Below are 21,431 nucleotides of genomic sequence, written 5' to 3'. Positions count from 1 at the left end.
AATGGAGTGGGCCAGTTGGAACAGCTTATCTACATCAGCACCTCGCGATCGCCGTCCTCGGTGCCGCAAAGCGAGATTGACGCGATCCTCGACGTATCGAGGCGCAACAATCAGCGCGATGGTCTGACCGGTCTGCTCGCGGTTGGCGGCAGGCGCTTCCTGCAAGTGCTCGAAGGCCCGACCGCCCAGCTGACTGCTGCCTACGATCGTATCGAAGCGGACCAGCGCCACTTCGCGCTTGTTCAGCTGTCCCGCCGAACCATTGAGGAGCGCAGTTTTCCCGACTGGCAGATGGGTTACGACCATGACGGCTCAGGCCTTGCAGCGCACATCGATCGGCTGGTCGAAGGCGTGACGGACCCCGTTCTGCGGCCGGAATTCCGCGGATTTGCCGAGCGCCACGCCAGCGCGGCGTGAGCCCGAGCCTTCGCTTTCGGGGCGCGATGTGCTAGTCCCGAGGGCTCGGAACCGAACTGGGAGCCGCGCCATGATCGAGGAAGCCAGCCGCATCTATTTCGCCCGGCGTGCCGCTGAGGAGGAAGAGCGCGCCGCTTCGACCGGCGACCCGGTCGCACGTGAGGCACACCGCAAGCTTCAGCGTGTTTATCTCGAGCGCGCCAGCGTCGGTGACCGGCAACCGCTACCCGACGTCGTCGGCTAGTTCTCGCCGCGCAGACGTAGTCGTGCTGCCTCCAGCGCCGTCTCGCGCGCTGCCTTCCGTGCCGCGCGCAAGCGTGGGTAGTCGCCGTCCGCCTCTTCCCCCAGCGCAGCGGCGAACGCCCCTGACTGCACCTCTTCGAGCACCTCGTTCATCCGCGCCCTGACCGACGCGTCGATGACCTTCGGCCCGCCGATCAGTGCCCCGAACTCGGCCGTATTGCTGATGGCCTCCGCCGTCCCGGCGATCCCGCGGGCTTCGATCAACCCGGCAAGCAGCTTCAGCTCGCTTACGCATTCAAGGTAGGCGACCTCCGGCTGCACCCCGGCGGCGACCAAGGTGTCGAACCCAGCCTCGAGGATTTGCGGCACCGCGCCCCAGACGACCGCCCCTTCGTTGAACAGGTCGGCGACGCATTCCTCCTCGAAGCTGGACCGGATCACGCCCGCGCGGCCGCAGCCGAGCGCCTGGGCGTAGGCCAGCGCCAGCGGCCATGCCCGGCCAGTCGCGTCCTGCGCCACCGCCGCCAACGCGACCATCCCGCGCCCTTCCTCGTACAGGCTGCGCAGCGCCGTTCCGGGCCCCTTGGGGGCAACCATAACCACGTCCAGATCGGCGCGAGGGCGAATCAGCCCGAAATGGATCGCGAGCCCGTGGCTGAACCCCAGCGCGGCGCCGCGCTTCAGGGCAGGGGCCAGTTCGTCATGAATGGCCGCCAGTCTCTCGTCGGGGGCGAGCAGCATCACGAGGTCCGCTCCGTCAGCCGCGTCAGCTGGCGTCATGACGTCCAGCCCCGCTGCCCGCACCTCGGCCTCGCTCGGGCTTCCGGGGCGCAGGCCGATTCGCACCGCAACCCCACTGTCGCGCAGGTTCAGGGCCTGTGCCCGGCCCTGATTGCCATATCCGATGATGGCGACGATGCGGTCGTGCAGCGGCGCCGGGTCGAGTTCTTTGTCGGTCAGCACGCCATGCGATCCGCCATCAAGCCAACTTTCTCGCCGTCCAAGGCTTCCTCCACCGCTGCCAAGTCCCCCAGCCACTGATGCCGGAACCAGGTATACTGCCGCTTGGCATAGTTGCGAGTGGCCTGCGCGCCGGCCGCGACGCATTGTTCGCGCTCCAGTTCGCGCCGCAGGTACGCCGCGACCTCGCGCACCCCGATCATCCGCATGGCCGGAAGAGCGGGATCGAGTTGACGTTCCAGCAGTGCCCGCACCTCCTGGATCGCGCCGCTATCGAGCATGGCGGCGAAGCGTGCATCGCAGCGCTGGTAAAGCCATTCGCGTGGCGGCAGCAGGATCGCGCCCCGCACGTCTGCCTCGCCCCGAAGGCCACCCTCACGCGCCTCCTGCCAGTCTGAAAGTGGTCGGCCGGTCGAGAGCACCACTTCCAGCGCCCGCGCGACCCTGGTCGTGTCGGAAGGGTGGAGCCGCGCCGCAGCCGCATGGTCGAGCCTTGTAAGCCGCAGGTGGTTCTCGTCGACCGCCGCCCGGCGCACCTCGCCTCGCACCTCCGGGTCGATCGGCGGGACCGGGGCAATTCCGTCCAGCAGCGTCCTCAGGTACAGCCCCGTTCCGCCAACCAGGATTGGCATCCGACCTTCGGCCCAGACTTCCCGCACTGCCGCCGCGGCCAGTGCCGCCCACACGGCAGCCGAGCAGGGCTCGGCGGGATCGCGGAAGGCGAACAGTCGGTGCTCCGCCATGGCCAGTTCATCCGCACTCGGTCCGGCGCTGATTATTCGGAGCCCTGCATAGATTTGGGCGCTATCTGCGTTGATCAGCACCGCGTTCGTCCGTTCGGCCCAGGCGAGCGCAAGTGCCGACTTGCCCGACGCGGTCGGACCGGCGATGAGGCCGAGAGGAGGACGTCCTTTGCTCATTGCCACGCTGATAGCAGCCGGATCGCTCAATCAGGATAGAATCGACGAGGCGCTGCGGCTGCTGGCCTCCGCCCGCGTGAATGCGGAGACGTGGAGCTGGCTGGACGAGGGCGATGCGGCCGACATCACCATCGAGGAGGCGCCTGAGCGCTTGCAGGAGATCCGCCTGCTGCTCGAGCGCGAGCTCAAGGGAATGGATGTGGTTATCCAGCCCGCCGAGCACCGACAGAAGCGCCTTCTCGTCGCCGACATGGATTCAACCATGATTGGCCAGGAATGCATCGACGAGCTCGCCGACTATGCCGGAATGAAGGATGAGATCGCCGCCGTCACGGATGCCGCGATGCGGGGCGAGATCGACTTCGCCACCGCGCTTCACCAGCGCGTGGCGACGCTGAATGGGCTTGGTACCGGCTGCATCCAGCGCTGCCGCGAAGAGCGCATCCGGCCCAACCCGGGCGCACGCATCCTGGTTCAAACCATGAAGGCACGGGGCGCGGGTACCTTGCTCGTCACCGGCGGATTCCACGATTTTGCCGATCCCACCGCCGCCGAGCTTGGCTTCGACGAAGTTCGCGCCAACCACCTCGACAGCATCCATGGCCACCTGACCGGCCTCGTCACCGGCGAGATCGTCGACGCCGCCGCGAAGTGCGAGGCACTTATCCAGCGCCGCAACCACATGGGGATCGAGCCGGCGGCCGTGCTCGCGGTCGGCGATGGCGCCAACGATGCGCCCATGATTGTCGAGGCGGGCCTCGGCATTGCCTACCGTGGCAAGCCCAAGCTGCGGCAGGTGGCGGACGCGCGCATCGACCATGGTGACCTGACCGCCCTTTTATGGGCACAGGGCATTCGCCGCGCGGAGTGGGTGCAGGCCTAGCCGCCGCTAACCCGCGCGCGACGGCGCCCATTATCACTGCCGCCGACCAATCCGCCCCGTCATCGACGTTGAGCGCCGCGCATCAGTCTTAACCTTATTTTAGGTCTGAAGCGCGCATGCCAGCGACAACACGGCCAAATAGGCAAGGGGATTGGGATGCGCGTTCTGGCTTTGGCATCGCAGAAGGGGGGCTCGGGCAAGACGACCCTGTCCGGACATCTTGCGGTGCAGGCACAGCTGGCGGGGCAGGGGCCCGTCTGCCTCATCGACATCGATCCGCAGGGTAGTCTTGCGGATTGGTGGAACGAGCGTGAGGCCGACATGCCGGCTTTTGCGCAGACCACCGTCGCCCGTCTCGCCTCCGACCTGGAGGTGCTTCGCCAGCAGGGCTTCCGCTTGGCTGTGATCGACACCCCGCCCGCCATCACCATGGCCATCCAGAGCGTCATCGCGGTTGCCGAGCTGATCGTCATCCCGACCCGCCCGAGCCCGCACGATCTGCGCGCCGTGGGCGCCACCGTTGACCTTTGCGAACGCGCCGGCAAGCCGCTGCTGTTCGTCGTCAACGCGGCGACCCCCAAGGCCAAGATTACCAGCGAGGCGGCTGTTGCACTGTCGCAGCACGGCACGGTGGCGCCCGTCACCATTCACCACCGCACCGATTTCGCGGCCTCGATGATCGACGGCCGAACGGTGATGGAGGTCGATCCCAACGGCCGTTCGGCCCGCGAGGTGATCGAGCTGTGGGATTATATCAACGAGCGGCTGGATAAAGCCTTCCGCCGCAACGTGTTCGCGGCCCCTGCGGCCGGTCCGGTGGGCGCGGTTGCTGCGGCGCCTCGCCCCGTTGGTGGCTTCGGCCGCCGTGTCGTCGGTTAAGCGAAAGGGAAGGGTGCTCCAGTGAAGAGCGAACCCCGGGCGTTTGCGTCCCTCTCCTCTGGCCTGCTCGCCCGCAAGGGCGCGGCGCGGCCTGCCATGCGTCCCCAGGGCTTCGGCCAGGCGGGCGGCAATCTCGACGATCTTGGCTGGAACGACATGGGGCATGACCTGCCCCGGCCGGTTCTGGCGCCGGTCAGCGATGACGGCGAAGTGCCGTCCATCTCCCGCACGCCGCTCGCCGGCCTCACTCCCATTTCGCCGGTCCATGACCAGCAGGCGGAGATCGAGGAGCGGTTCGGCGTCTACGGCGGTGCCGAGGACGAAGGCGACGAGGAAGAAGCCGAGGAAGAGCGGGTCGCCGCGAGCTACGGTTCGCTGACGACCGCTCGTCATTCGGAGCCGGAGGAGGCCAAATCCGACGAGGAGGAGGACGCGCTCGAGCTCGACCAGCCGGTCGCAGAGGTGCCTGCTCCCGTCTTCGCCGCGCCGGCGCCCGCGCCCGCACCGGTCGAAGCCACGGCCCCGGTCGAGGTTCCCGCTCCGGTCGCCCAGGCCGCACCTGTCATGCAGGTCATGCCGAAGCCTTCGTTCGTGCCACAGCATGTGGCGAGCGGGCCCCGCGTCCGCGCCGAAGCTTCTGCCAAGGGCAAGGCAGCGTTCACGCTCCGCCTCGACCCGGCCCGCCACCTCAAGCTGCGGCTGGCCTGCGCTGTCACGGGCAAGTCTGCCCAGCAACTCGTTACCCGCGCGCTCGATGAGCTGCTCGAGTCCATGCCTGAACTCGAAGCGATGGCCCAACGGGCACCGCTCGAGCGGGCGAACAAGTAGAAACCAAGGGGCTAAGCCATGTCGAAGACGCTTCGCGCAAGCACCGCGCTCACTGCCGTCGCCGCCGCCAGCCTGATCGCCGGTTGCGCCAGCCCCCACAGCCAGATGCAGGTCAGCGGGGGCTTCGCCCAGCCTGCCGACCTCGGAAAGCTCGGTCTCGCCACCCGCGCCCTTGCGGCGCTGCAGGCCGGCAACAAGGACGAAGCCGTTCGCCTCGCCGAGCGCGCCGTTGAGGCTACCCCGGACGACGCCGGCTTCCGCACCCTGCTTGGCAACGTCTACCTCGCCCAGGGCCGCTTCGCCTCGGCCGAGACTTCCTTCAAGGACTCGTTGAGCCTGCTTCCGGGCCAGATCCCGGTTGCGATGAAGCTCGTCCTCGCCGAAATCGCGCAGGGCAAGAATGGCGAGGCGCTTGGCATGCTCGACCAGTTGCGCGGCACGGCCGATCCGGCCGACGTCGGCTTGGCGATGGCGCTTGCCGGCCAGCCCGGTAACGCCGTCGCGCTGCTCGACGAAGCTGCCCGCCGGCCCGAGGCCGATGCCCGTACCCGCCAGAACCTCGCCCTCGCCCATGCCATGGCCGGCGACTGGGACAATGCCCGCGTGGTGGCCGCCCAGGACGTCCCGGCCGATCAGGTCGACGCGCGGATGGCCGAATGGATGAAGCTCGCCGCCCCGAAGAGTGGCGCAACCCAGGTCGCCTCCCTGATCGGCGTGACGCCGGCCGCCAGCGATCCCGGTCAGCCGGTCCGGCTTGCGCTGCGTGACAACGGCGGCGTCCGCATGGCCGCCGCGACACCCGCTCCGGCACCGACCCAGGTGGCCGCGGCGGAACCCGCTCCGGCGATTGCCCCGGCGCCAGCCAGCAACACCGTCATGAACGATCCGGGCTTCGCGGCACCGGTCGCTCCTGTCGCCTCCGCGCCGGTCGCCATGGCAGCCACCACCGTCACCGTTGCCCTGCCCGAAGCGGCACCGTCGCCCGAGCAGGCAGCGCCGCTCGCCGACCTCGCGCATGATCTGGACGCACTCCGCCACGAGCAGGTACGACCTTCGGGCGCACTGCCCAAGGTCAGCGAACTTCGCCGCACCGCCGCGATCCGTTTCGCCAGTAGCGGCGTTGTGGTGCAGCTTGGTGCCTACGGCTCGCCGTCGAAGCTCCAGGCGGGCTGGGCCAAGCTGTCGAGTGCACACAAGGGCGTGCTCGGCCGCTATGTCCCGGCCACGGCGCGCTTCAACGCGCCGATCGGGCCGGTCTACCGCCTCAGCCTGCAGGGTTTCGCCTCATCCAGCGAAGCGCGCTCGGTCTGCCAGGGTCTGAAGAACGCGGGTGCGGCCTGCTTCGTCCGCAACGTCGCGGGCGATGCGCCGATCCGCTTCGCCAGCCGCTAGGCCTTCAGCAGCATCTCCAGCACCGCCATGCGGACGGCCACGCCGTTCGCCACCTGGCGGCGGATCAATGAGCGTGGCCCGTCCGCGACGCTGTCGGCAATCTCCACCCCCCGGTTCATCGGGCCGGGGTGAAGCACCACCGCATGGGGCGCCGCCAGCGCGAGCCGCTCCTCGGTCAGCCCGTAACGGCTGAGGAATTCGCCGGGCGCGTCGCCAAGGTCTGCGTCCATCCGCTCGCGCTGGACCCGAAGCATCATCACGGCGTCGGCGCCTGAGATCGCCTGTTCGATATCCCCGCCACCGGGAAGGTCGTCCGGCATCAGCGCGGGCGGACCGGCTAATCGCACCGTTACGCCCAGTCGCGGCAACAGCCGGGCATTGGACCGGGCCACGCGGCTATGGCGAATATCGCCGACGATCGCGACCGTTCTGCCTGTCAGGCTTCCGAAATGCTGGCGCAGGGTCAGGGCGTCGAGCAGGGCCTGGGTCGGATGCTCGTTGGTCCCGTCACCCGCGTTGATGACCGGGCAATTGACGATCTCCGCCACCTCGTGCGGCGCACGATTGTCGCGGTGCCGCATCACGATTGCGTCGGGCCGCATCGCATCGAGCGTCAGGGCCGTGTCGGCTAGCGTCTCACCCTTCTTGACGCTTGAATGCTCCACCGACAGCGTCACCGTCTGTGCGCCCAGCCGCGCCGCAGCCATGGCGAAGCTCATCGCCGTGCGCGTGCTGTTTTCATAGAAGATGTTGAAGACGACCTTGCCCGCCAGCCGTTCGCTCGAACCGGTGCGCTCGGCGAACAGTTGCGCCGCGTCGAGCAGGATGGCGATCTGTCCATCGGACAGGGATTCGATCGAGAGCAGGTCCACAAAAGCGTCTGCTAATCTGCGCGCGGCAGATTGACCAGCGCATCGATCGCGCCCTGCAGGATGTGTGCCGCGGCCAGCTTGTCGACCGCCTCGGCGCGTTTGGCCCGGCTGACGTCGGCCGCGATCATCGCCCGCTCGACGGCCTGCGTCGACCAGCGCTCGTCCCACAGCAGGATGGGCAGGCCCAGCACCCGGCAATTGCGGGCGAAGGCGCGGACCGACTGGGTTCGGGGACTGTCGGTCCCGTCCATGTTGAGCGGCAGGCCGACCACCAGCCCAACCACTCCGCCCCGCTCCAGCAGTGCTTTGAGGGCCGCGAGGTCGGCGGTGAACTTGGTGCGGCGGATCGTCTCGACCGGCCCGGCGAAGCTCCAACCGGAATCGCACAAGGCGACCCCGACAGTCTTGGTGCCGACGTCCAATCCGGCGAGCCGTCCGCCCGGCACGGCGGCGGCGAACTCGGCCGCGCTTCCGGTGATCAGCGCTTCTTCCACGCCGCCAGCCGTCGTTGCGCATCCTCGCGGATGTTCGCCCAGAACAGGGCATAATCGTACACGTGGTAGTTATTCCCGGGCAGGACGAACGGACCCATCTTGGGCAGATCGCCTTCGAGCAACAGGAACCCCTTGGAGCAATGTGCGCCGACGACGCCCGGTTGCAGCGAGCCGCTGGTCATCGTGTCATCATTGGGCACCAGCGTCCCCTGGTTGGCCTGCGGAGCCGCGGCTCCGTTGCGGATGCCGGTGAGCGGATTGACGCACAGCATGTCCTGCCGCCGCCGAGCCTGCCCGTTGAACCCCGTTGAGCCGTCGTAATAATCGGAAATGAGGGAGGTGTTGGCCGGTTCGGCAAAGCTCAGCCAGCTGAGGATACAGCCCGCCTGGTCGGCCCGCTCGCACGCGGGCAGGCCCATCGCCGGCACGTCCGCCGCCACAGACACGGGCCAGCCGACCACGTAAGCCGCGACTACCCGGCTTGCCACCGCTTTGCCCGCCACCTTCTCCTTCAGCAGCCGGGCCAGGTGCAGCGCACCCTGGCTATGCCCGGCAAGGATGATCGGCCCCTCCGGTGCCTGGGCCAGGAACCGGTCGAAAGCGCGGGCCACGTCCTGATAGGCAAGGTCGAGTGCCTTGGCCGCATCCTCGTTCCGCAACAGAAAGGCGCCGAACGCCGCCTGGCGATATTTCGGGGCGTAGATCTGCCCGATGGCGTTGAACGCACTTGCCTGGCTGCGCACGAACAGGGCGGCCCGGTCCTGGCTTTCGCGATCGCCAAGCGGCGCGTTCCAGCGGTCCTTCTGCAGGTACGTCGTTGGATGGATGTAGAACACGCTGACCGGCCGTGCGCTGTCCGGCGGCGGCGATCCGTTCGGGAGCCAGTCACCCGGCCCCGGCGGCACCGTGTCGGGCAGCGCAAGCCAGTTCGCGGTCTGGATGTAATCCGGTCCGCTGGCCGCGACGGGCGCCTGGAAATGCCCTTCGGGCTCGGCCTGCTTGATCAGCACCGAACTGCCGTACTGGTAGATGCCGAACGCCGCTGCGACGACCAGCAGGGTCAGGAAGAAGATCGCGAGCAGGAAGCGGCGGACGCACATGCCGGCGGCAGGTAGGGGCCGGCCGGGCAGGGCGCAAGCTAAGCGGCCGCAACCCGCCGAAGTGTGAACATGTACGGCGCCTCATGCCCGCGAATGTCCATGGCCCCGATCAGCACGTCTTCGCTGACCTTGCGAAAACAATCGGCGATCGGATGCGCGTCATAAATCATCGCCGCCGAGGTGACGCCGCGATAGGTGAGGGGCCGCAGCCGCGCCCGTGGCCTGCTCGTCCGCAGCAGCGGCGACAATGCCCGGAACAGCGCCGCCGAAGGTGCCGACTTGGCAAGCTTGGGAAAGCGCTCGATCAGCCCCAGCGGGATCAGCGCCGGATTCCCCGCGAACAACTTGCCATGCCGTTCGAACAGCAAGGGGTCGACGTCATCAGGGCCGCGGAAGTCCTTGCCCCACCAGCCGGAAGGCTTGAGCAGCCCATCGTAAAGGTGCCCGGTCGCAATCTCGCCGCCCTTCCAGCGTCCCAGCATCGCGTCCGCGGTGACCGCCGGCAGGCTGTCATAGAAGGCGAGCACCTCGGCCAGCGGGGCGGCGGGCTCCAACTGCTCGAGGGTGGCAAGTGGGTCCACGGCTCAGGCCGTGACCACGCCGAACAGCCGGCCGACCCCGGCGGTCACCAGCATCGCCAGCACGCCCCAGAACGTCACCCGCACGATTCCGCGCCAGACCGGCGCGCCCCCGCCGCGGGCGCCCAGCGCTCCGAGCAGGATCAGGCAGAGGACCGTCGCGACGCCCACCACTGGCAGGATCATGCCGTCCGGACTCAGCGCCGCCGCCAGGGTGGGAGCGCCGCCGCCAATGGTGAAGGTCAGCGCGGAGGCGAGCGCCGCCTGCAATGGCCGGGCCGTCATATGCTCGGTGATGCCAAGCTCGTCGCGAGCGTGGGCGCCGATCGCGTCATGCTCCATCATCTGCTCGGCCACGGCCATCGCCGTATCCTTGTCGACCCCGCGCCCCATGTAGATCCGCGCGAGTTCGTTGCGCTCGGCCGCCGGGTTCTTGTCGATCTCGGCCTGTTCACGCGCCAGATCGGCCGTCTCAAGGTCCGCCTGCGACGAGACGGAGACATATTCGCCCGCCGCCATGGACATCGCCCCGGCGACCAGTGCGGCCACCGCGGCAACCAGCACCGGGCCACGGCTCGCATCCGCTGCAGCCACGCCCACGATCAGGCTGCTGACGGAGCAGAGGCCGTCGTTCGCACCGAGCACCGCGGCCCGCAGCCATCCCGCGCGCTGGACCATGTGCAGTTCGCTGTGCGCTGAAACACCCTTCATGCTGCCACTTTCGTCGTCGGAGCCTTCCGGCCGTTTCGCATTCACGGACCATTCAGCGGTTCGGGGCGACGGTCAACAGGCCGGGGTGGGCTGGTACGTGCGTGGAGCGATGCTCATGACCCATTCCCGACTGCTACTCGCGGCCGTTGCCGCGACCGGCGCCGCCGCCCTGTCCGGCTGCGCCACCTACGATCCCTACGGCGGTGGTTACAGCAGTGTGTCCGTGGGCATCGGCACCGGCGGCTATTACGGACGCTATGGCGGTTACGGCGGCTATGGCGGCGGGTACGGCTATTATCCGTCCTACCGTTACGCCTCTCCCTGGGCGGGCTGGTACAACGACTATTACTACCCCGGCACCGGTGTGATCGTCTATGACCGCCAGCGCCGCGCCACTCGCTGGAACGTCGACCAGCAACGCTATTGGGAGCAGCGCCGCGCCCAGTGGCGCGCGGAACGCCGCCACCGCCGCTAAGCGCGGCTTGCGGCTGGCGCGGGCGCTCGCTAACGCCCGCCCATGTCCGTCGATACCGCCACCGTGCGGCACATCGCCCGACTTGCGCGGCTCGAGATGAGCGACGCGGAAGTCGAGGCGACCGTGCCCGAACTGAACAACATCCTCGGCTGGGTCGAGCAGCTGGCGGAGGTCAACACCGACGGCGTCGAGCCGCTGACCGCCGTGATCGACCAGAAGCTGCGCCTCCGTGACGACGTCATCAACGACGGCAACGTCCGTGATGCGGTGCTGCTCAACGCTCCCGACGCGCAGCACGGGTTTTTCGCCGTGCCCAAGGTCATCGAATAGTGACGGACCTCACCAGCCTCACCATCGCCGAGCTGCGCGACGGTTTTCGCGCCGGGTCCTTCTCGGCCCGCGACATCGCGACCAGCTTCAACGCCGCCGTCGCCGCCGCCAAGGCCTTGAACGCCTACACGGTGGAGACGCCCGACGACGCGCTTGCCGCCGCCGACACGGCCGACAGTGCCCGCCAGCGTGACGAGCTCATGCCGCTGTCCGGCATTCCGCTCGGCATCAAGGACCTGTTCGCCACGGCTGGCACCGACACCACTGCCGGCTCGAACATCCTCAAGGGCTTCAAGCCGCCCTACGAGAGCACCGTCACCGGCAACCTGCGCCGCGGGGGCGCCGGAATGCTCGGCAAGCTCAACATGGACGAATTCGCCATGGGCTCGTCGAACGAGACCAGCGCCTACGGTCCAGTCATCAGCCCGTGGAAGCGCAGCGACGGCGGCAATGCCGCGCTGACCCCGGGCGGAAGCTCTGGCGGTTCGGCGGCAGCGGTCGCGGCCGGAATTGCGCCGGGCGTCACCGGCACTGACACCGGCGGCTCGATCCGCCAGCCCGCCGCGTTCACCGGGATCAGCGGCATCAAGCCGACCTATGGCCGCTGCTCACGCTGGGGCATCGTTTCCTTCGCCAGCTCGCTGGACCAGGCAGGTCCCATGGCCCGGACGGTCCGCGACTGCGCCATCATGCTCGAAGCCATGGCCGGCTTCGACCCGAAGGACTCCACCTCGCTCGACTTGCCCGTGCCCAATTGGGAAGCGGGATTGTCGAGTAATCTCAAGGGTAAGCGCGTCGGCATTCCCAAGGAATATCGCATCGACGGAGTGCCGGAAGAAATCAACGCCCTGTGGGATCGCGGGATTGAGTGGCTCAGGGACGCCGGTGCCGAGCCGGTCGAGATCAGCCTGCCGCACACCAAGTACGCGTTGCCGACCTACTACATCATCGCCCCGGCCGAAGCCTCGTCCAACCTCGCCCGCTACGACGGCGTCCGCTACGGCATCCGGGAGGCTGGCGAGGGTGGGCTCGAGGGCATGTACGCCGCCACCCGCGCCGCCGGCTTCGGCGCCGAGGTCAAGCGCCGCATCATGATCGGCACCTATGTGCTGTCCGCCGGTTTCTACGACGCTTACTTCAACAAGGCTCAGCGGGTCCGCGCCCTCATCAAGCGCGACTTCCGTGAGGCGTTCGAGCATTGCGACCTCATCCTCACGCCGACAGCGCCCAGTGCCGCCTTCGGCATCGGCGAGAAGATGAGCGATCCGCTGGCGATGTATCTGAACGACGTCTTCGCCGTTCCCGCCAGCCTTGCTGGCCTGCCGGCGATGAGCGTGCCCGGCGGTCTCGATGCCCAGGGCCTGCCGCTCGGCCTGCACCTCATCGGCAATGAACTCGACGAGCAGGGCGTCCTCAACGCCGGCCTCGCAATCGAAGAACGCGCGGGCTTCAGCGCCCGCCCGGAGAAGTGGTGGTGAGCGAAGACACAAAGGATGACTTCAGCGAGCTTAGAGCGTTCATTTCAGGCTCTCTGAAGGCGATCATTGAAGGGATCGCTGACGTTCAGAAGGAAGCTCAGCTTACTTCGCCGTTCGGTTCTGGCACGCACGCGTTTAACGTGCCGAAGGAGGTTTCCTTCGACATTGCCGTCTCGGCAGAGCGAACCGTGTCCGCCAGGGGCGGTTTCTCGCTCAAGATTCTATCCGTAGGCGCGTCCACCGAAGCTGCTGGTGACCGTGCAAACTCGACTGTGACTCGGCTGCAGTTTGCTGTCCCGACGGGTTTCAAGAGCAAACATGCTGATCAGCCTGTGAGTATTCCAACCATGTCTCGGAGCGTCGTATGAACGCACCCTATCGCCTCAAGGGCGCCACCGGAGAGTGGGAGGTCGTGATCGGCCTCGAGGTCCACGCCCAGGTCGTCTCCAACGCCAAGCTCTTCTCCGGCGCGGCGACGGCCTTCGGGGCTGAACCCAATACCCAGGTCAGCCTAGTCGACGCGGCCATGCCGGGCATGCTGCCGGTGCCGAACCGCGAGTGCATCCGCCAGGCGGTCCGCACCGGCCTGGCGCTCGACGCGCAGATCAACAAATGGTCGCGCTTCGACCGCAAGAACTACTTCTACGCCGACCTTCCGCAGGGCTACCAGATCAGCCAGCTCTACCATCCGCTGGTGGGCGAGGGGACGATCGAGGTCCTGCTGGACGAGAAGGACGAGTCCAGCGTCCGCCGTATCGGCGTCGAGCGCATCCATGTCGAGCAGGACGCGGGCAAGCTGATGCACGACCAGCACCCGACCATGAGCTACGTGGATCTCAATCGCTCGGGCGTCGCGCTGATGGAAATCGTGTCCAAGCCCGACATGCGTTCTCCTGCAGAAGCAGGCGCTTACCTGCGCAAGCTGCGAGCCATTCTCCGCTATGTCGGAAGCTGCGACGGCAACATGGAGGAAGGCTCCATGCGCGCCGACGTCAACGTGTCGGTGCGCAAGCCGGGCGCGGAATTCGGCACCCGGACCGAGACCAAGAACGTCAATTCGGTGCGCTTCGTCCAGGCGGTGATCGAACATGAAGCCCGCCGCCAGATCGACGTGCTTGAACAGGGCGGCAGCATCGTCCAGGAAACCCGCCTGTGGGACCCGGACAAGGGTGAGACCCGCACGCTCCGTTCCAAGGAAGACGCGCACGATTATCGCTACTTCCCCGACCCCGACCTGCTCCCGCTCGAGCTTTCGGATGAGTTCGTCGATGACTGCCGCAAGTCGCTGCCCGAACTGCCCGACGCCAAGCGCCGCCGCTACGAGCAGATGGGCATCTCTCCCTACAACGCCAGCGTGCTGACGGCCGAGGTGGAGACCGCTCGCTGGTTCGACACGTTGCTGAGCAACAGCGTCGATCCCAAGCAGGCGTCCAACTGGGTCGTCGCCGAGCTGTTCGGCGCCCTCAATCGCCGCGGCGAGTCGATCGCAGAGGCGCCAGTCTCGCCCGCCCACGCCGCCGAGCTGCTCGGCCTTGTCGCCGACGGCACCATCAGCGGCTCCATTGCCAAGACGGTCTTCGAGAAGATGCTGGAGACCGGCGACCCCGCCGGCACCATCGTCGAGCGCGAAGGCTTGAAGCAGACCAGCGACACCGGCGCCATCGATGCGGAGATCGACAAGATCCTCGCCGCCAACGCCGACAAGGTCGAGCAGTATCGCGGCGGCAAGGTCCAGCTGTTCGGCTTCTTCGTCGGCCAGACCATGAAGGCGATGGGCGGCAAGGCTAATCCCGGCGTCGTCAACGAACGGCTCAAGGCCCGGCTCGGCTGATCTTCGGCAATGCCCGAGATAATTGACGCTTAACTGTTGCCCGCTTACGCTCGGCTTGCCGAGAAAAGGGGGACTTTCCTTTGCGTACGACGTTCTGTCGCCTGCTGTTCGCGGGCACTTTCCTTGCGCCTGCAGCGGCGCTTGCACAGCCTGCACCGGCTACACCGACCACCGCCGCGGCACCGGCCGCGACCGATGACGACGACGATTTCACCATTCCGTCACGCGAAGGCTTGGTCGCACCCCGGCTCGACTTCACCGCGACGCCCGAAGCCGAAGCCGGCTTCGACAAATATTTCTTCTTCCACCGCGCCAACACCAGCTTCGAGGAAGCCTACGCCGACATCCGCGAGTGCGATTCACTGGCGAGCGGAAGCAGCATCTACATGGGCGGCGATGCCAGCACGATGGCAGGCGCTGTCGCGCAGTACGGCATGGCCGGCGTGGTCGGCGGAGCGATCGGCGGGGCCATTGCCGACGCCATCTTCGGCTCGGCCGCGCGGCGGGAGCAGCGTCGCACCAACCTGCGCAACTGCATGTCGTTCAAGGGTTACCAGCGCTACGGCCTGACTCGCGACCTGTGGACCGCCTTCAATTTCGAGGAAGGGAACGGCCGCAAGCGAGAGCCCGTGCGGCTCCACGCGCTGGCGCTGCAGGCGCTGGTCGCCTCCGGACCCAAGCCGACCAGCAAGGAGCTCGGACTGTGAGCCGTCTTCGCATCGCCATCACCGCCGCCCTGCTGGGCGCCACGCCTTTCACCGCTCCGGCCAGGCCGATTTCCGAAAAGGACGTGCAGTCGGGCAAGGTCGCGCTCGACCCCAACCAGGGCTACATCCTCATCTCGGGTGCGGAGCGCCAGTTCGGCACCTTCCTGCGGGTTCCGGACGCGGAGACCTGGACCCAGTATCACGCGGACCGCGACAAGGCCTGGGCCAAGGCGCAGCGCCGCTACACCAGCGCGATGAAGGAGTGGGAGGTCCAATCCGAATTCGCGAAGAGCAAGCAGATGCCCGTTCCCGAGCGCCCGGTCGCGCCGACCATGGGCAATCTGGGCATCGAAGCGGCCGAGCTTCGCGATCAGGAAAGCTTCGGGCCGATGAACGCCTTTGCCAAGGATGAGCAGGGCGTGAGCTACTTGAGCGCGGTCAAGCCGGGCACCTATGTCTGGTATGGCCCCGTGATGCTGGCGCCCAATGGCACGGCGATGGGGTCCTGTTACTGCCTTGGCTCGGTGCGCTTCGAGGTGAAGCCCGGGGTCGTCACCGATCTGGGCAACTCGCTGACCAGCATGCCGCACTGGGACGAGCAGCAGGACGTCGCCCGCGCCAAGCTGGCGGAAATCAACGCCCGCCGCGTCGCCGACGGAAAGCCGCCGCTTCCCGCATTCGCCAAGGTGGAGACGCACTATGGCCTGCCGCCCAGCCTGTCGTCCTGGCCGAGTGCTCAGGCGACCCTCCAGGCCAGTCCGAAGATGAACAACTACTTCGGCCTGACAGTCACCCGCGTCGCGCCCATTCCGGGAGTGCTGGCCTACCATCGCGACGTGATCGTCGATGGCCGCACAGGGCAGGAGATCCCCAGCCCGACCCTGGTCACCCTGGTGAAGATGAAAAAGTAGGCGCGGGCCAACAACCCGCTTACCGGCATGGCCGCCTTCTACTACGAAGGCGGCCATGCGCTCGCTTCTCCTCTTCACCGCCGCCGCTCTCGCCACCGCTCCGGCCATCGCCGCCGCCCCCAGGGGCCAGCCCAAACTGATCGTCGCCATTTCCGTCGATCAATTCGCGGCCGACCTGTTCGACCGCTATCGGGCCGAATTCACCGGCGGCTTCGCTCGGTTGGCGCGTGAAGGCACCGTCTTCCGCAACGGTTACCAGAGCCACGCCGCGACCGAGACTTGCCCGGGCCACTCGACCATTCTCACCGGCGACCACCCGTCGGAGACCGGGATCATTGCCAATGACTGGGTCGACCAGGGTGCCGCGCGCGCCGACAAGCACGTCTACTGCGCCGAGGATGAGGCACAGCCCGAAACGAGCTTCACCAACTACAAGGTAAGCCCGCTCCACCTGCGGGTGCAGACGCTCGGTGATCGCCTCAAGGCCGTCAGTCCGCAAAGCCGAAACGTCGCCATCGCCGGCAAGGACCGAGCTGCGATCATGATGGGCGGGCGCAATGTCGACCAGCGCTGGTATTGGGACGGCAAGAGCTGGACCACCGACACCGGGAAGACGCCGCCCCGAACCATCGCCGCTCTCAACCAGCTATTCGCTGCCCGGCTTGCCCAGCCGAGTGAAAACCTGGTCCCACCGACCAACTGTACGGCCCTTGCCAAGCCCTACCAGATCACCCCGACCCTGACCGTCGGCAACGGCAACCTCCAGCGGGCGGCTGGCGACATGCGCTTTGTCCGTGCTCATCCGGACTTCGACGGAGCGGTGCTTGCGGGCGCAGCGGCGCTGGTCGGTGAGCTCGGCCTCGGCAAGGGCCCGGCTCCGGACGTGCTGTCCGTCGGCCTGTCCGCCACCGATTACGTCGGCCATGCCTATGGCAACCGCGGGCAGGAGATGTGCCTGCAACTCCTCGCGCTGGATCGGGAGCTTGGCGACTTCCTCACGCAGATGGACCGCACCGGCATCGACTACGCGCTGGTCCTGACTGCCGACCATGGTGGGCTCGACATTCCTGAGCGGCTCCGCGACCAGGGCGTCACCCAGGCACAGCGTGCGGATCCTGAACTCGCGCCGAGCGCCGTCGGTAAGTTGCTCGCGCCGCAATTCGGTCGGACGGAGCCGGTGCTGGTCGGCGACGGCATCGGCGCCGACGCGTGGCTCGACAAGCGGCTCGATCCCGCAACCGCCCGCCGTGTGCTGGCGGCGGCCGTCGCCCGCTACAAGGCGCACCCGCAGGTCTATGCCGTCTACACCAAAGCGGAGATAATGCGCGTGCCGGTGCCGCACGGGCAGCCCGACAAGTGGAGCGTCATCCAGCGCGTCCGAGCCTCCTACGAGCAGCAGCGGTCGGGCGATTTCTACGTCGTCCTGAAGCAATATGTCAGCGCCGTCGCCCGCCCGGCCCCCGGCTATACGGCGACGCACGGCTCGGTCTGGGACTATGACCGCCGCGTGCCGATCATCTTCTGGCGACGTGGCGCGGCGCCGGCTGACCGGCCGCAGGCGGTCGAGACGGTCGACATCCTTCCAACGCTGGCGCCGATGATCGGCCTCAAGCTCACCGCGCCGGCCATCGACGGCCGCTGTCTCGATGGCGCGGCGGGGGTACGCTGCCGATGAGCGGTCCAGATGGGGACTCCGGCCGCTTGCGCTAACCGTCTGGCGTGGTAGCATTTTTGGGCCGCAAAGGGAGTAACCGAATGCGTCTGCTGGTTCCACTGCTCGCCGCCGGCCTGACGTTGAGCGGCTGCGTCCAGACCCAGCAATATGCCGACCTCCAGTTCGCCCCGCCCAAGGGTAACTACAAGCTGATCGTCCTTCGCCCCGAGGTGGAGGTGGGCGCGGTGACCACCGGCGGCATGGTCGAGCCGCGCGCCGACTGGACCGAACAGGCGCGGTCCAATGTCATTGCCGCTCTTCGAACGCAGCAGGAAGGGCGGGGCGGGCAGACGCTGATCCTGGATCGACGCGACAGCCTCCCGACCGTCCCGGCCGAGCAAGTCGCGGAGCTCGAGCGACTCAATGCCGCGGTCGATCAATCCATCGCCCTTCACAAATATTCGGGTGTCACGCTTCCCTCCAAGCGCCGGCGGGGGCTCGACTACACGCTGGGGCAAGACGCCGTTCGCTTCGGCCAGCGCACCGGCTACGACTATGCCCTGTTCCTGCATGCGGAGGACAGCTTCGCCAGCCAGGGGCGCGTCGCCCTGCAGGTGCTTGGCATCGCCGGCTGCTTCATCGGCTTCTGCGCCCCGAACGTCGGCGGCGCGGGCCAGTTCGCTTATGCCAGCCTGGTCGACCTCAGGACCGGCGAAGTCGTCTGGTTCAACGTCCTCCAGGCCGGCAGCCAGGTCGCGGGCGTGAAGATGGGGGATCTGCGCACGCCCGACGGCGCCGCCCAGATGGTCGAACGCCTGCTCGGGCGGATGAAGCCAGGCCGCGACGTTCGCCGGGCGCAAGCCGCGCAGCGGGCAACTCCATGACCACGTTCACCCGCCGTACGATGCTCGCTGGAGCAGGGGCGGCGTCCCTTCTCGGCGGCACCGTTGCGCCCGCCCGCATCCTCCCCTCCAGCCTGATGCCGCTGGTCGGCCCCGGCTACCGCCCCCAGGACCCGGATGAGCGGGGCATGTGGCAGCAGATGACCCGCGTGGAAGAGGAGATCGCAGGCTCCAACCTGCTGGTCGCGGACCCCGCGCTCAACACCTACCTGCGGCGGCTGATCGGCAAGGTCGGCGGCCCCGCCACCAGCGACCTGCGTGTCTATCTGGCGCGCATTCCCGAATTCAACGCGATGATGTTCCCGACTGGATTCGCGGTCGTATTCACCGGGCTGCTGCTGCGGATGCGGGACGAGGCGCAATTGGCCGGTGTTCTCGCCCATGAAAGCAGCCACTTCCTCCTCAAGCACCAGCTGCGGCAATGGCGCGACACCCGCCGCAAGACCGACATCTACTCCTTCGCGTCCATGCTCGGTGGCATGGTGGGCGGCGCGGCCGGTTACTATACCGGCAACCTCGACCAGCTGGCGCAGCTGGGCACCATCATCACCCTGTTCCGTTACAACCGCCAGCTCGAAGCCGAGGCCGACGCGCTCGGCATCAAGCTGATCAACGATGCCGGCTATGCGCCGCTGTCGATGGCGGAAACCTGGGAGCAGCTGATCGGTGAGGTCGAGCTCAGTGCCGCCGTCCGCCGCAAGCGTCCCGACCGGGGTTACTCCATCTTCGCCGACCACCCGGCACCGCGCGAGCGGATGATCGATCTTCGCGCTTCCGCCGCCGAGCTGACGGCCCCCGGCAAGACCTACGCCCGGGGCCGAGAGCGCTACCTCGCCGCCATCGCGGGCATCCGCCCGACCTTGCTCGACGATCAGGTCAAGCTGAACGACGCCGGTGCCTCGCAATACGTCATCCAGACCCTCGCGAAGGATGGCTGGAACGGGCTGCTGCGTTTCTATGAGGGCGAGTCGCTGCGCCTCCGCAACACGGCTGCCTACGACGCGCGCGCCGCCTTGAGCTATGCCGCGGCCGTCAGCTACCCAGACGTGCCCGCCGATGCCTGGCGCTGGCATGGGATCTATCTTGCCAAGGCCGGCCACCGCGAGGAGAGCCGGGCCGCGCTCCAGCGCTATCTTGCGCTCGCGCCGGCAGCGCCTGACGCCCCCTTCGTCCGCCAGATGCTGGCCAGTTGAGGATCGCCATGCACTTCCGCCGTCTTACGATCACCGGTCTCGCCCTGGCGCTTGCCGCCTGCGCTGGCGGGCCGGGAGGGTTCGGCGGCCTCGGCTATTATTCCCTGGTCCGCCCCAACCGCGTCATCGAAGTCGGTAACGGCGGCATGACCGTGGTGACGCCGCGCGAATGGAACCGTGCCAGCCGAAGCAGCTTCACCGATGTCGGCGCGGTGGAGGACTGGACGCTGAACGGGCCTTATCTAGACGGGATCAGCTTCGTTTCCGGACTGCCGAACAACAAGCGCCTCGTCCGTCAGTCGCGCAAGGCGGACCGCCAGGTGCCGCTGTTCCGCTCGACCATGACCGCGCCCGAGATCGCCGGCTTGCTGGAAACCCTCTACCGGATCGAGGGCGGCGCGATCGAGTGGCGAACGCTGGGCCTTGCCCCGCGCACCTTCCTCGGCGCGCCCGGTTTCCAATTGGACTACGAACATCTCGACAGCGACGAGTTGTGGCGCAAGGGCAGGTCGGTCGGCGCAGTGATCAACGGCAAGCTGTACCTGATCCAGCTCGACGCTGCCCGCTCGCACTATTTCGATGCCGCGCTGCCTGACTTCGAAACGATGGTCGCGAGCGCTCACGTGCGTCAGTAACCGCAACAAGGCTGCCTGCCACAGGTTGAGCAGCCATGACCGCACCGCATCTGCCCCCAACCGATCCCAACGGCCCCATCGAAGAAGCCGACCTCGCCGTTGCTGAAAAGCTCGTCCCCGCTGCCGAAACGCCCCTCATTCGGGCGCTTGGCGCCGCCACTGACCTGTCCGACCAGGAACCCCTCTATGCCGCAACGGCGGCCTTCGCGGTCACCGGCATCTTCTTGCGCGACCTGCGATCCTTTCGCGCCGGCACGGAGATGCTTGCGGCGCACCTGTTCGCCACGGCGCTGCGCGGGATCGTCAAGCAGCTGGTGGACCGCACTCGTCCCATCGCGGCCGCGCACCGCGGGCGTTACGAGCTGCGGGACGGACAACGCTACGAAAGCGATTTCAACAGCTTTCCGTCAGGCCACAGCGCCGGCGCGCTGGCGGTGGCTGCCACCGTCGCGCGGCAATACCCCATCGCGACCGGTCCGGCGCTGGCGCTGGCCGGTGCGACTGCGGTTGCCCAGGTGGTCCGCTCGAAGCATTTCGTGACGGACGTGCTGGCCGGCGCGGCGATCGGTTGGGTCGCCGCCGCGCTCATTGGACAACTCGTCGGGCGTGCCGAGCGAACCTAGCCGACCGGCGAGATCGGCGTCGGCGAGGGGTTGATGTCGGGACCACCCGGGCTCGGCACGTCGATCGGCGGCTCGACGCCCGGAGTCTCGCTCGGCACTTCGGTCGGCTGCCCCGGCGGGGTCGGCTGCGCCGGCTCGGGCGTGGGGTTGCTTGGCTCGCCGGGCTTATATTCCGGGGCATCGTCGGGAAAAGGCGGCAACTGCTGCATGGTCTTGGAACTCCTTGTCCCTCAGCAACGAAGCCAACCGTTTACGGTTGCTTGGCCGTACCGCTTCCGCTTGCCCCTTTGCGCATCCTTGCTATAGGCCACCCCGCCTCACGGGTCCGATGCGCGCGTGGCGGAATTGGTAGACGCGGCAGGTTTAGGTCCTGTTGTCGCAAGATGTGGGGGTTCGAGTCCCTCCGCGCGCACCA

The 21,431-nt window shown here is 67.6% G+C and carries 26 protein-coding genes and 1 tRNA gene; 19 read left to right on the top strand and 8 right to left on the bottom strand.

Annotated elements, in window-relative coordinates:
* The first annotated feature begins 15 nt into the window (after window positions 1-15).
* Both M8312_RS04690 and M8312_RS04685 read left to right on the top strand, forming a co-directional pair.
* Window positions 16-417 (top strand): BLUF domain-containing protein, encoded by a 402-nt coding sequence (locus tag M8312_RS04690; RefSeq protein WP_250119223.1) that lies wholly within the window; start codon window positions 16-18, stop codon window positions 415-417.
* 70 nt (window positions 418-487) lie between these two features.
* On the top strand, window positions 488-661 hold the full coding sequence (locus M8312_RS04685; protein WP_250119222.1) for a hypothetical protein: 174 nt from the start codon (window positions 488-490) through the stop codon (window positions 659-661).
* Here the strand turns inward: M8312_RS04685 and ilvC are convergent.
* Together ilvC and miaA are read right to left on the bottom strand one after the other, a co-directional pair.
* Complete coding sequence (ilvC, locus tag M8312_RS04680; RefSeq protein ID WP_250119221.1) at window positions 658-1,623, bottom strand: ketol-acid reductoisomerase; 966 nt, start codon at window positions 1,621-1,623, stop codon at window positions 658-660. The genes M8312_RS04685 and ilvC overlap by 4 nt on opposite strands.
* A complete protein-coding gene (miaA, locus tag M8312_RS04675) occupies window positions 1,617-2,540 on the bottom strand; it encodes a tRNA (adenosine(37)-N6)-dimethylallyltransferase MiaA (RefSeq protein ID WP_250119220.1) in 924 nt (307 codons plus the stop codon). The genes ilvC and miaA overlap by 7 nt, the downstream gene beginning before the upstream one ends.
* Between miaA and serB the strand changes: the two genes are divergently transcribed.
* The 4 genes from serB (at window position 2,533) to M8312_RS04655 (ending at window position 6,522) form a co-directional block, all read left to right on the top strand.
* Window positions 2,533-3,423, top strand: a complete 891-nt coding sequence (gene serB, locus M8312_RS04670) for a phosphoserine phosphatase SerB (protein WP_250119219.1) — start codon at window positions 2,533-2,535, stop codon at window positions 3,421-3,423. The two genes, miaA and serB, sit on opposite strands and share 8 nt — an antisense overlap.
* A gap of 156 nt (window positions 3,424-3,579) precedes the next feature.
* On the top strand, window positions 3,580-4,302 hold the full coding sequence (locus tag M8312_RS04665; protein ID WP_250119218.1) for an AAA family ATPase: 723 nt from the start codon (window positions 3,580-3,582) through the stop codon (window positions 4,300-4,302).
* Window positions 4,303-4,323: 21 nt separating this feature from the next.
* A complete protein-coding gene (locus tag M8312_RS04660; protein WP_250119832.1) occupies window positions 4,324-5,130 on the top strand; it encodes a hypothetical protein in 807 nt (268 codons plus the stop codon).
* An 18-nt stretch (window positions 5,131-5,148) separates the two neighbouring features.
* Window positions 5,149-6,522 carry an SPOR domain-containing protein gene (locus M8312_RS04655; protein ID WP_250119217.1) on the top strand — a complete coding sequence of 458 codons (1,374 nt, stop codon included), beginning with the start codon at window positions 5,149-5,151 and terminating at the stop codon, window positions 6,520-6,522.
* Here M8312_RS04655 and M8312_RS04650 read toward each other — a convergent pair.
* The 5 genes from M8312_RS04650 to M8312_RS04630 are packed head-to-tail and all read right to left on the bottom strand — an operon-like array spanning window position 6,519 to window position 10,277.
* Window positions 6,519-7,394, bottom strand: coding sequence for an aspartate carbamoyltransferase catalytic subunit (locus M8312_RS04650; RefSeq protein WP_250119216.1), 876 nt, complete (start codon window positions 7,392-7,394; stop codon window positions 6,519-6,521). The genes M8312_RS04655 and M8312_RS04650 overlap by 4 nt on opposite strands.
* Window positions 7,395-7,405: 11 nt before the next feature.
* The gene (gene ruvX, locus M8312_RS04645; protein ID WP_250119701.1) at window positions 7,406-7,876 is read right to left on the bottom strand and encodes a Holliday junction resolvase RuvX; all 471 of its coding nucleotides are present in this window, start codon (window positions 7,874-7,876) and stop codon (window positions 7,406-7,408) included.
* Window positions 7,873-8,988 carry a DUF3089 domain-containing protein gene (locus M8312_RS04640; RefSeq protein ID WP_250119215.1) on the bottom strand — a complete coding sequence of 372 codons (1,116 nt, stop codon included), beginning with the start codon at window positions 8,986-8,988 and terminating at the stop codon, window positions 7,873-7,875. The genes ruvX and M8312_RS04640 overlap by 4 nt, the downstream gene beginning before the upstream one ends.
* A gap of 38 nt (window positions 8,989-9,026) precedes the next feature.
* Window positions 9,027-9,569 (bottom strand): DUF4334 domain-containing protein, encoded by a 543-nt coding sequence (locus tag M8312_RS04635; RefSeq protein WP_250119214.1) that lies wholly within the window; start codon window positions 9,567-9,569, stop codon window positions 9,027-9,029.
* A gap of 3 nt (window positions 9,570-9,572) precedes the next feature.
* Window positions 9,573-10,277, bottom strand: a complete 705-nt coding sequence (locus M8312_RS04630; RefSeq protein ID WP_250119213.1) for a VIT1/CCC1 transporter family protein — start codon at window positions 10,275-10,277, stop codon at window positions 9,573-9,575.
* Between the two features lie 115 nt (window positions 10,278-10,392).
* Here M8312_RS04630 and M8312_RS04625 point away from each other — a divergent pair, with 115 nt between their 5' ends.
* The 12 genes from M8312_RS04625 to M8312_RS04570 all read left to right on the top strand — a co-directional run bounded on the left by M8312_RS04625 (window position 10,393) and on the right by M8312_RS04570 (window position 21,016).
* Window positions 10,393-10,752 carry a hypothetical protein gene (locus M8312_RS04625; protein ID WP_250119212.1) on the top strand — a complete coding sequence of 120 codons (360 nt, stop codon included), beginning with the start codon at window positions 10,393-10,395 and terminating at the stop codon, window positions 10,750-10,752.
* 42 nt (window positions 10,753-10,794) lie between these two features.
* Window positions 10,795-11,082, top strand: coding sequence for an Asp-tRNA(Asn)/Glu-tRNA(Gln) amidotransferase subunit GatC (gatC, locus tag M8312_RS04620; RefSeq protein ID WP_250119211.1), 288 nt, complete (start codon window positions 10,795-10,797; stop codon window positions 11,080-11,082).
* On the top strand, window positions 11,082-12,560 hold the full coding sequence (gene gatA / locus M8312_RS04615) for an Asp-tRNA(Asn)/Glu-tRNA(Gln) amidotransferase subunit GatA (protein WP_250119210.1): 1,479 nt from the start codon (window positions 11,082-11,084) through the stop codon (window positions 12,558-12,560). The genes gatC and gatA overlap by 1 nt, the downstream gene beginning before the upstream one ends.
* Window positions 12,557-12,928: a hypothetical protein gene (locus M8312_RS04610; RefSeq protein ID WP_250119209.1), complete on the top strand. Its 372-nt coding sequence runs from the start codon at window positions 12,557-12,559 to the stop codon at window positions 12,926-12,928. Before gatA ends, M8312_RS04610 begins: the two co-directional genes overlap by 4 nt.
* Window positions 12,925-14,391: an Asp-tRNA(Asn)/Glu-tRNA(Gln) amidotransferase subunit GatB gene (gatB, locus tag M8312_RS04605; RefSeq protein ID WP_250119208.1), complete on the top strand. Its 1,467-nt coding sequence runs from the start codon at window positions 12,925-12,927 to the stop codon at window positions 14,389-14,391. Before M8312_RS04610 ends, gatB begins: the two co-directional genes overlap by 4 nt.
* An 80-nt stretch (window positions 14,392-14,471) precedes the next feature.
* Window positions 14,472-15,098, top strand: coding sequence for a hypothetical protein (locus M8312_RS04600; RefSeq protein WP_250119207.1), 627 nt, complete (start codon window positions 14,472-14,474; stop codon window positions 15,096-15,098).
* On the top strand, window positions 15,095-16,009 hold the full coding sequence (locus M8312_RS04595; protein ID WP_250119206.1) for a hypothetical protein: 915 nt from the start codon (window positions 15,095-15,097) through the stop codon (window positions 16,007-16,009). Before M8312_RS04600 ends, M8312_RS04595 begins: the two co-directional genes overlap by 4 nt.
* Before the next feature lie 55 nt (window positions 16,010-16,064).
* Window positions 16,065-17,684 (top strand): alkaline phosphatase family protein, encoded by a 1,620-nt coding sequence (locus M8312_RS04590; protein ID WP_250119205.1) that lies wholly within the window; start codon window positions 16,065-16,067, stop codon window positions 17,682-17,684.
* 80 nt (window positions 17,685-17,764) lie between these two features.
* Entirely contained in the window at window positions 17,765-18,547 is a 783-nt protein-coding gene (locus M8312_RS04585) for a hypothetical protein (RefSeq protein WP_250119204.1), read from the top strand.
* Complete coding sequence (locus tag M8312_RS04580; RefSeq protein ID WP_250119203.1) at window positions 18,544-19,758, top strand: M48 family metallopeptidase; 1,215 nt, start codon at window positions 18,544-18,546, stop codon at window positions 19,756-19,758. The genes M8312_RS04585 and M8312_RS04580 overlap by 4 nt, the downstream gene beginning before the upstream one ends.
* An 8-nt stretch (window positions 19,759-19,766) precedes the next feature.
* Window positions 19,767-20,393, top strand: coding sequence for a hypothetical protein (locus M8312_RS04575; protein ID WP_250119202.1), 627 nt, complete (start codon window positions 19,767-19,769; stop codon window positions 20,391-20,393).
* A 35-nt stretch (window positions 20,394-20,428) separates the two neighbouring features.
* Window positions 20,429-21,016, top strand: a complete 588-nt coding sequence (locus M8312_RS04570; RefSeq protein ID WP_250119201.1) for a phosphatase PAP2 family protein — start codon at window positions 20,429-20,431, stop codon at window positions 21,014-21,016.
* Here M8312_RS04570 and M8312_RS04565 read toward each other — a convergent pair.
* Window positions 21,013-21,225, bottom strand: a complete 213-nt coding sequence (locus M8312_RS04565; RefSeq protein WP_250119200.1) for a hypothetical protein — start codon at window positions 21,223-21,225, stop codon at window positions 21,013-21,015. The genes M8312_RS04570 and M8312_RS04565 overlap by 4 nt on opposite strands.
* 121 nt (window positions 21,226-21,346) lie before the next feature.
* On the opposite strand from M8312_RS04565, the gene M8312_RS04560 reads away from it, so the two are divergent.
* Window positions 21,347-21,431: transfer RNA gene (locus tag M8312_RS04560), tRNA-Leu, on the top strand.

Origin of the sequence: Sphingomonas sp. KRR8, from assembly GCF_023559245.1 — a bacterium.
Lineage (GTDB): Bacteria > Pseudomonadota > Alphaproteobacteria > Sphingomonadales > Sphingomonadaceae > Sphingomicrobium.
Note: the sequence above shows the minus strand (reverse complement) of the source record. Positions and strands in the feature narration are given on the sequence as shown.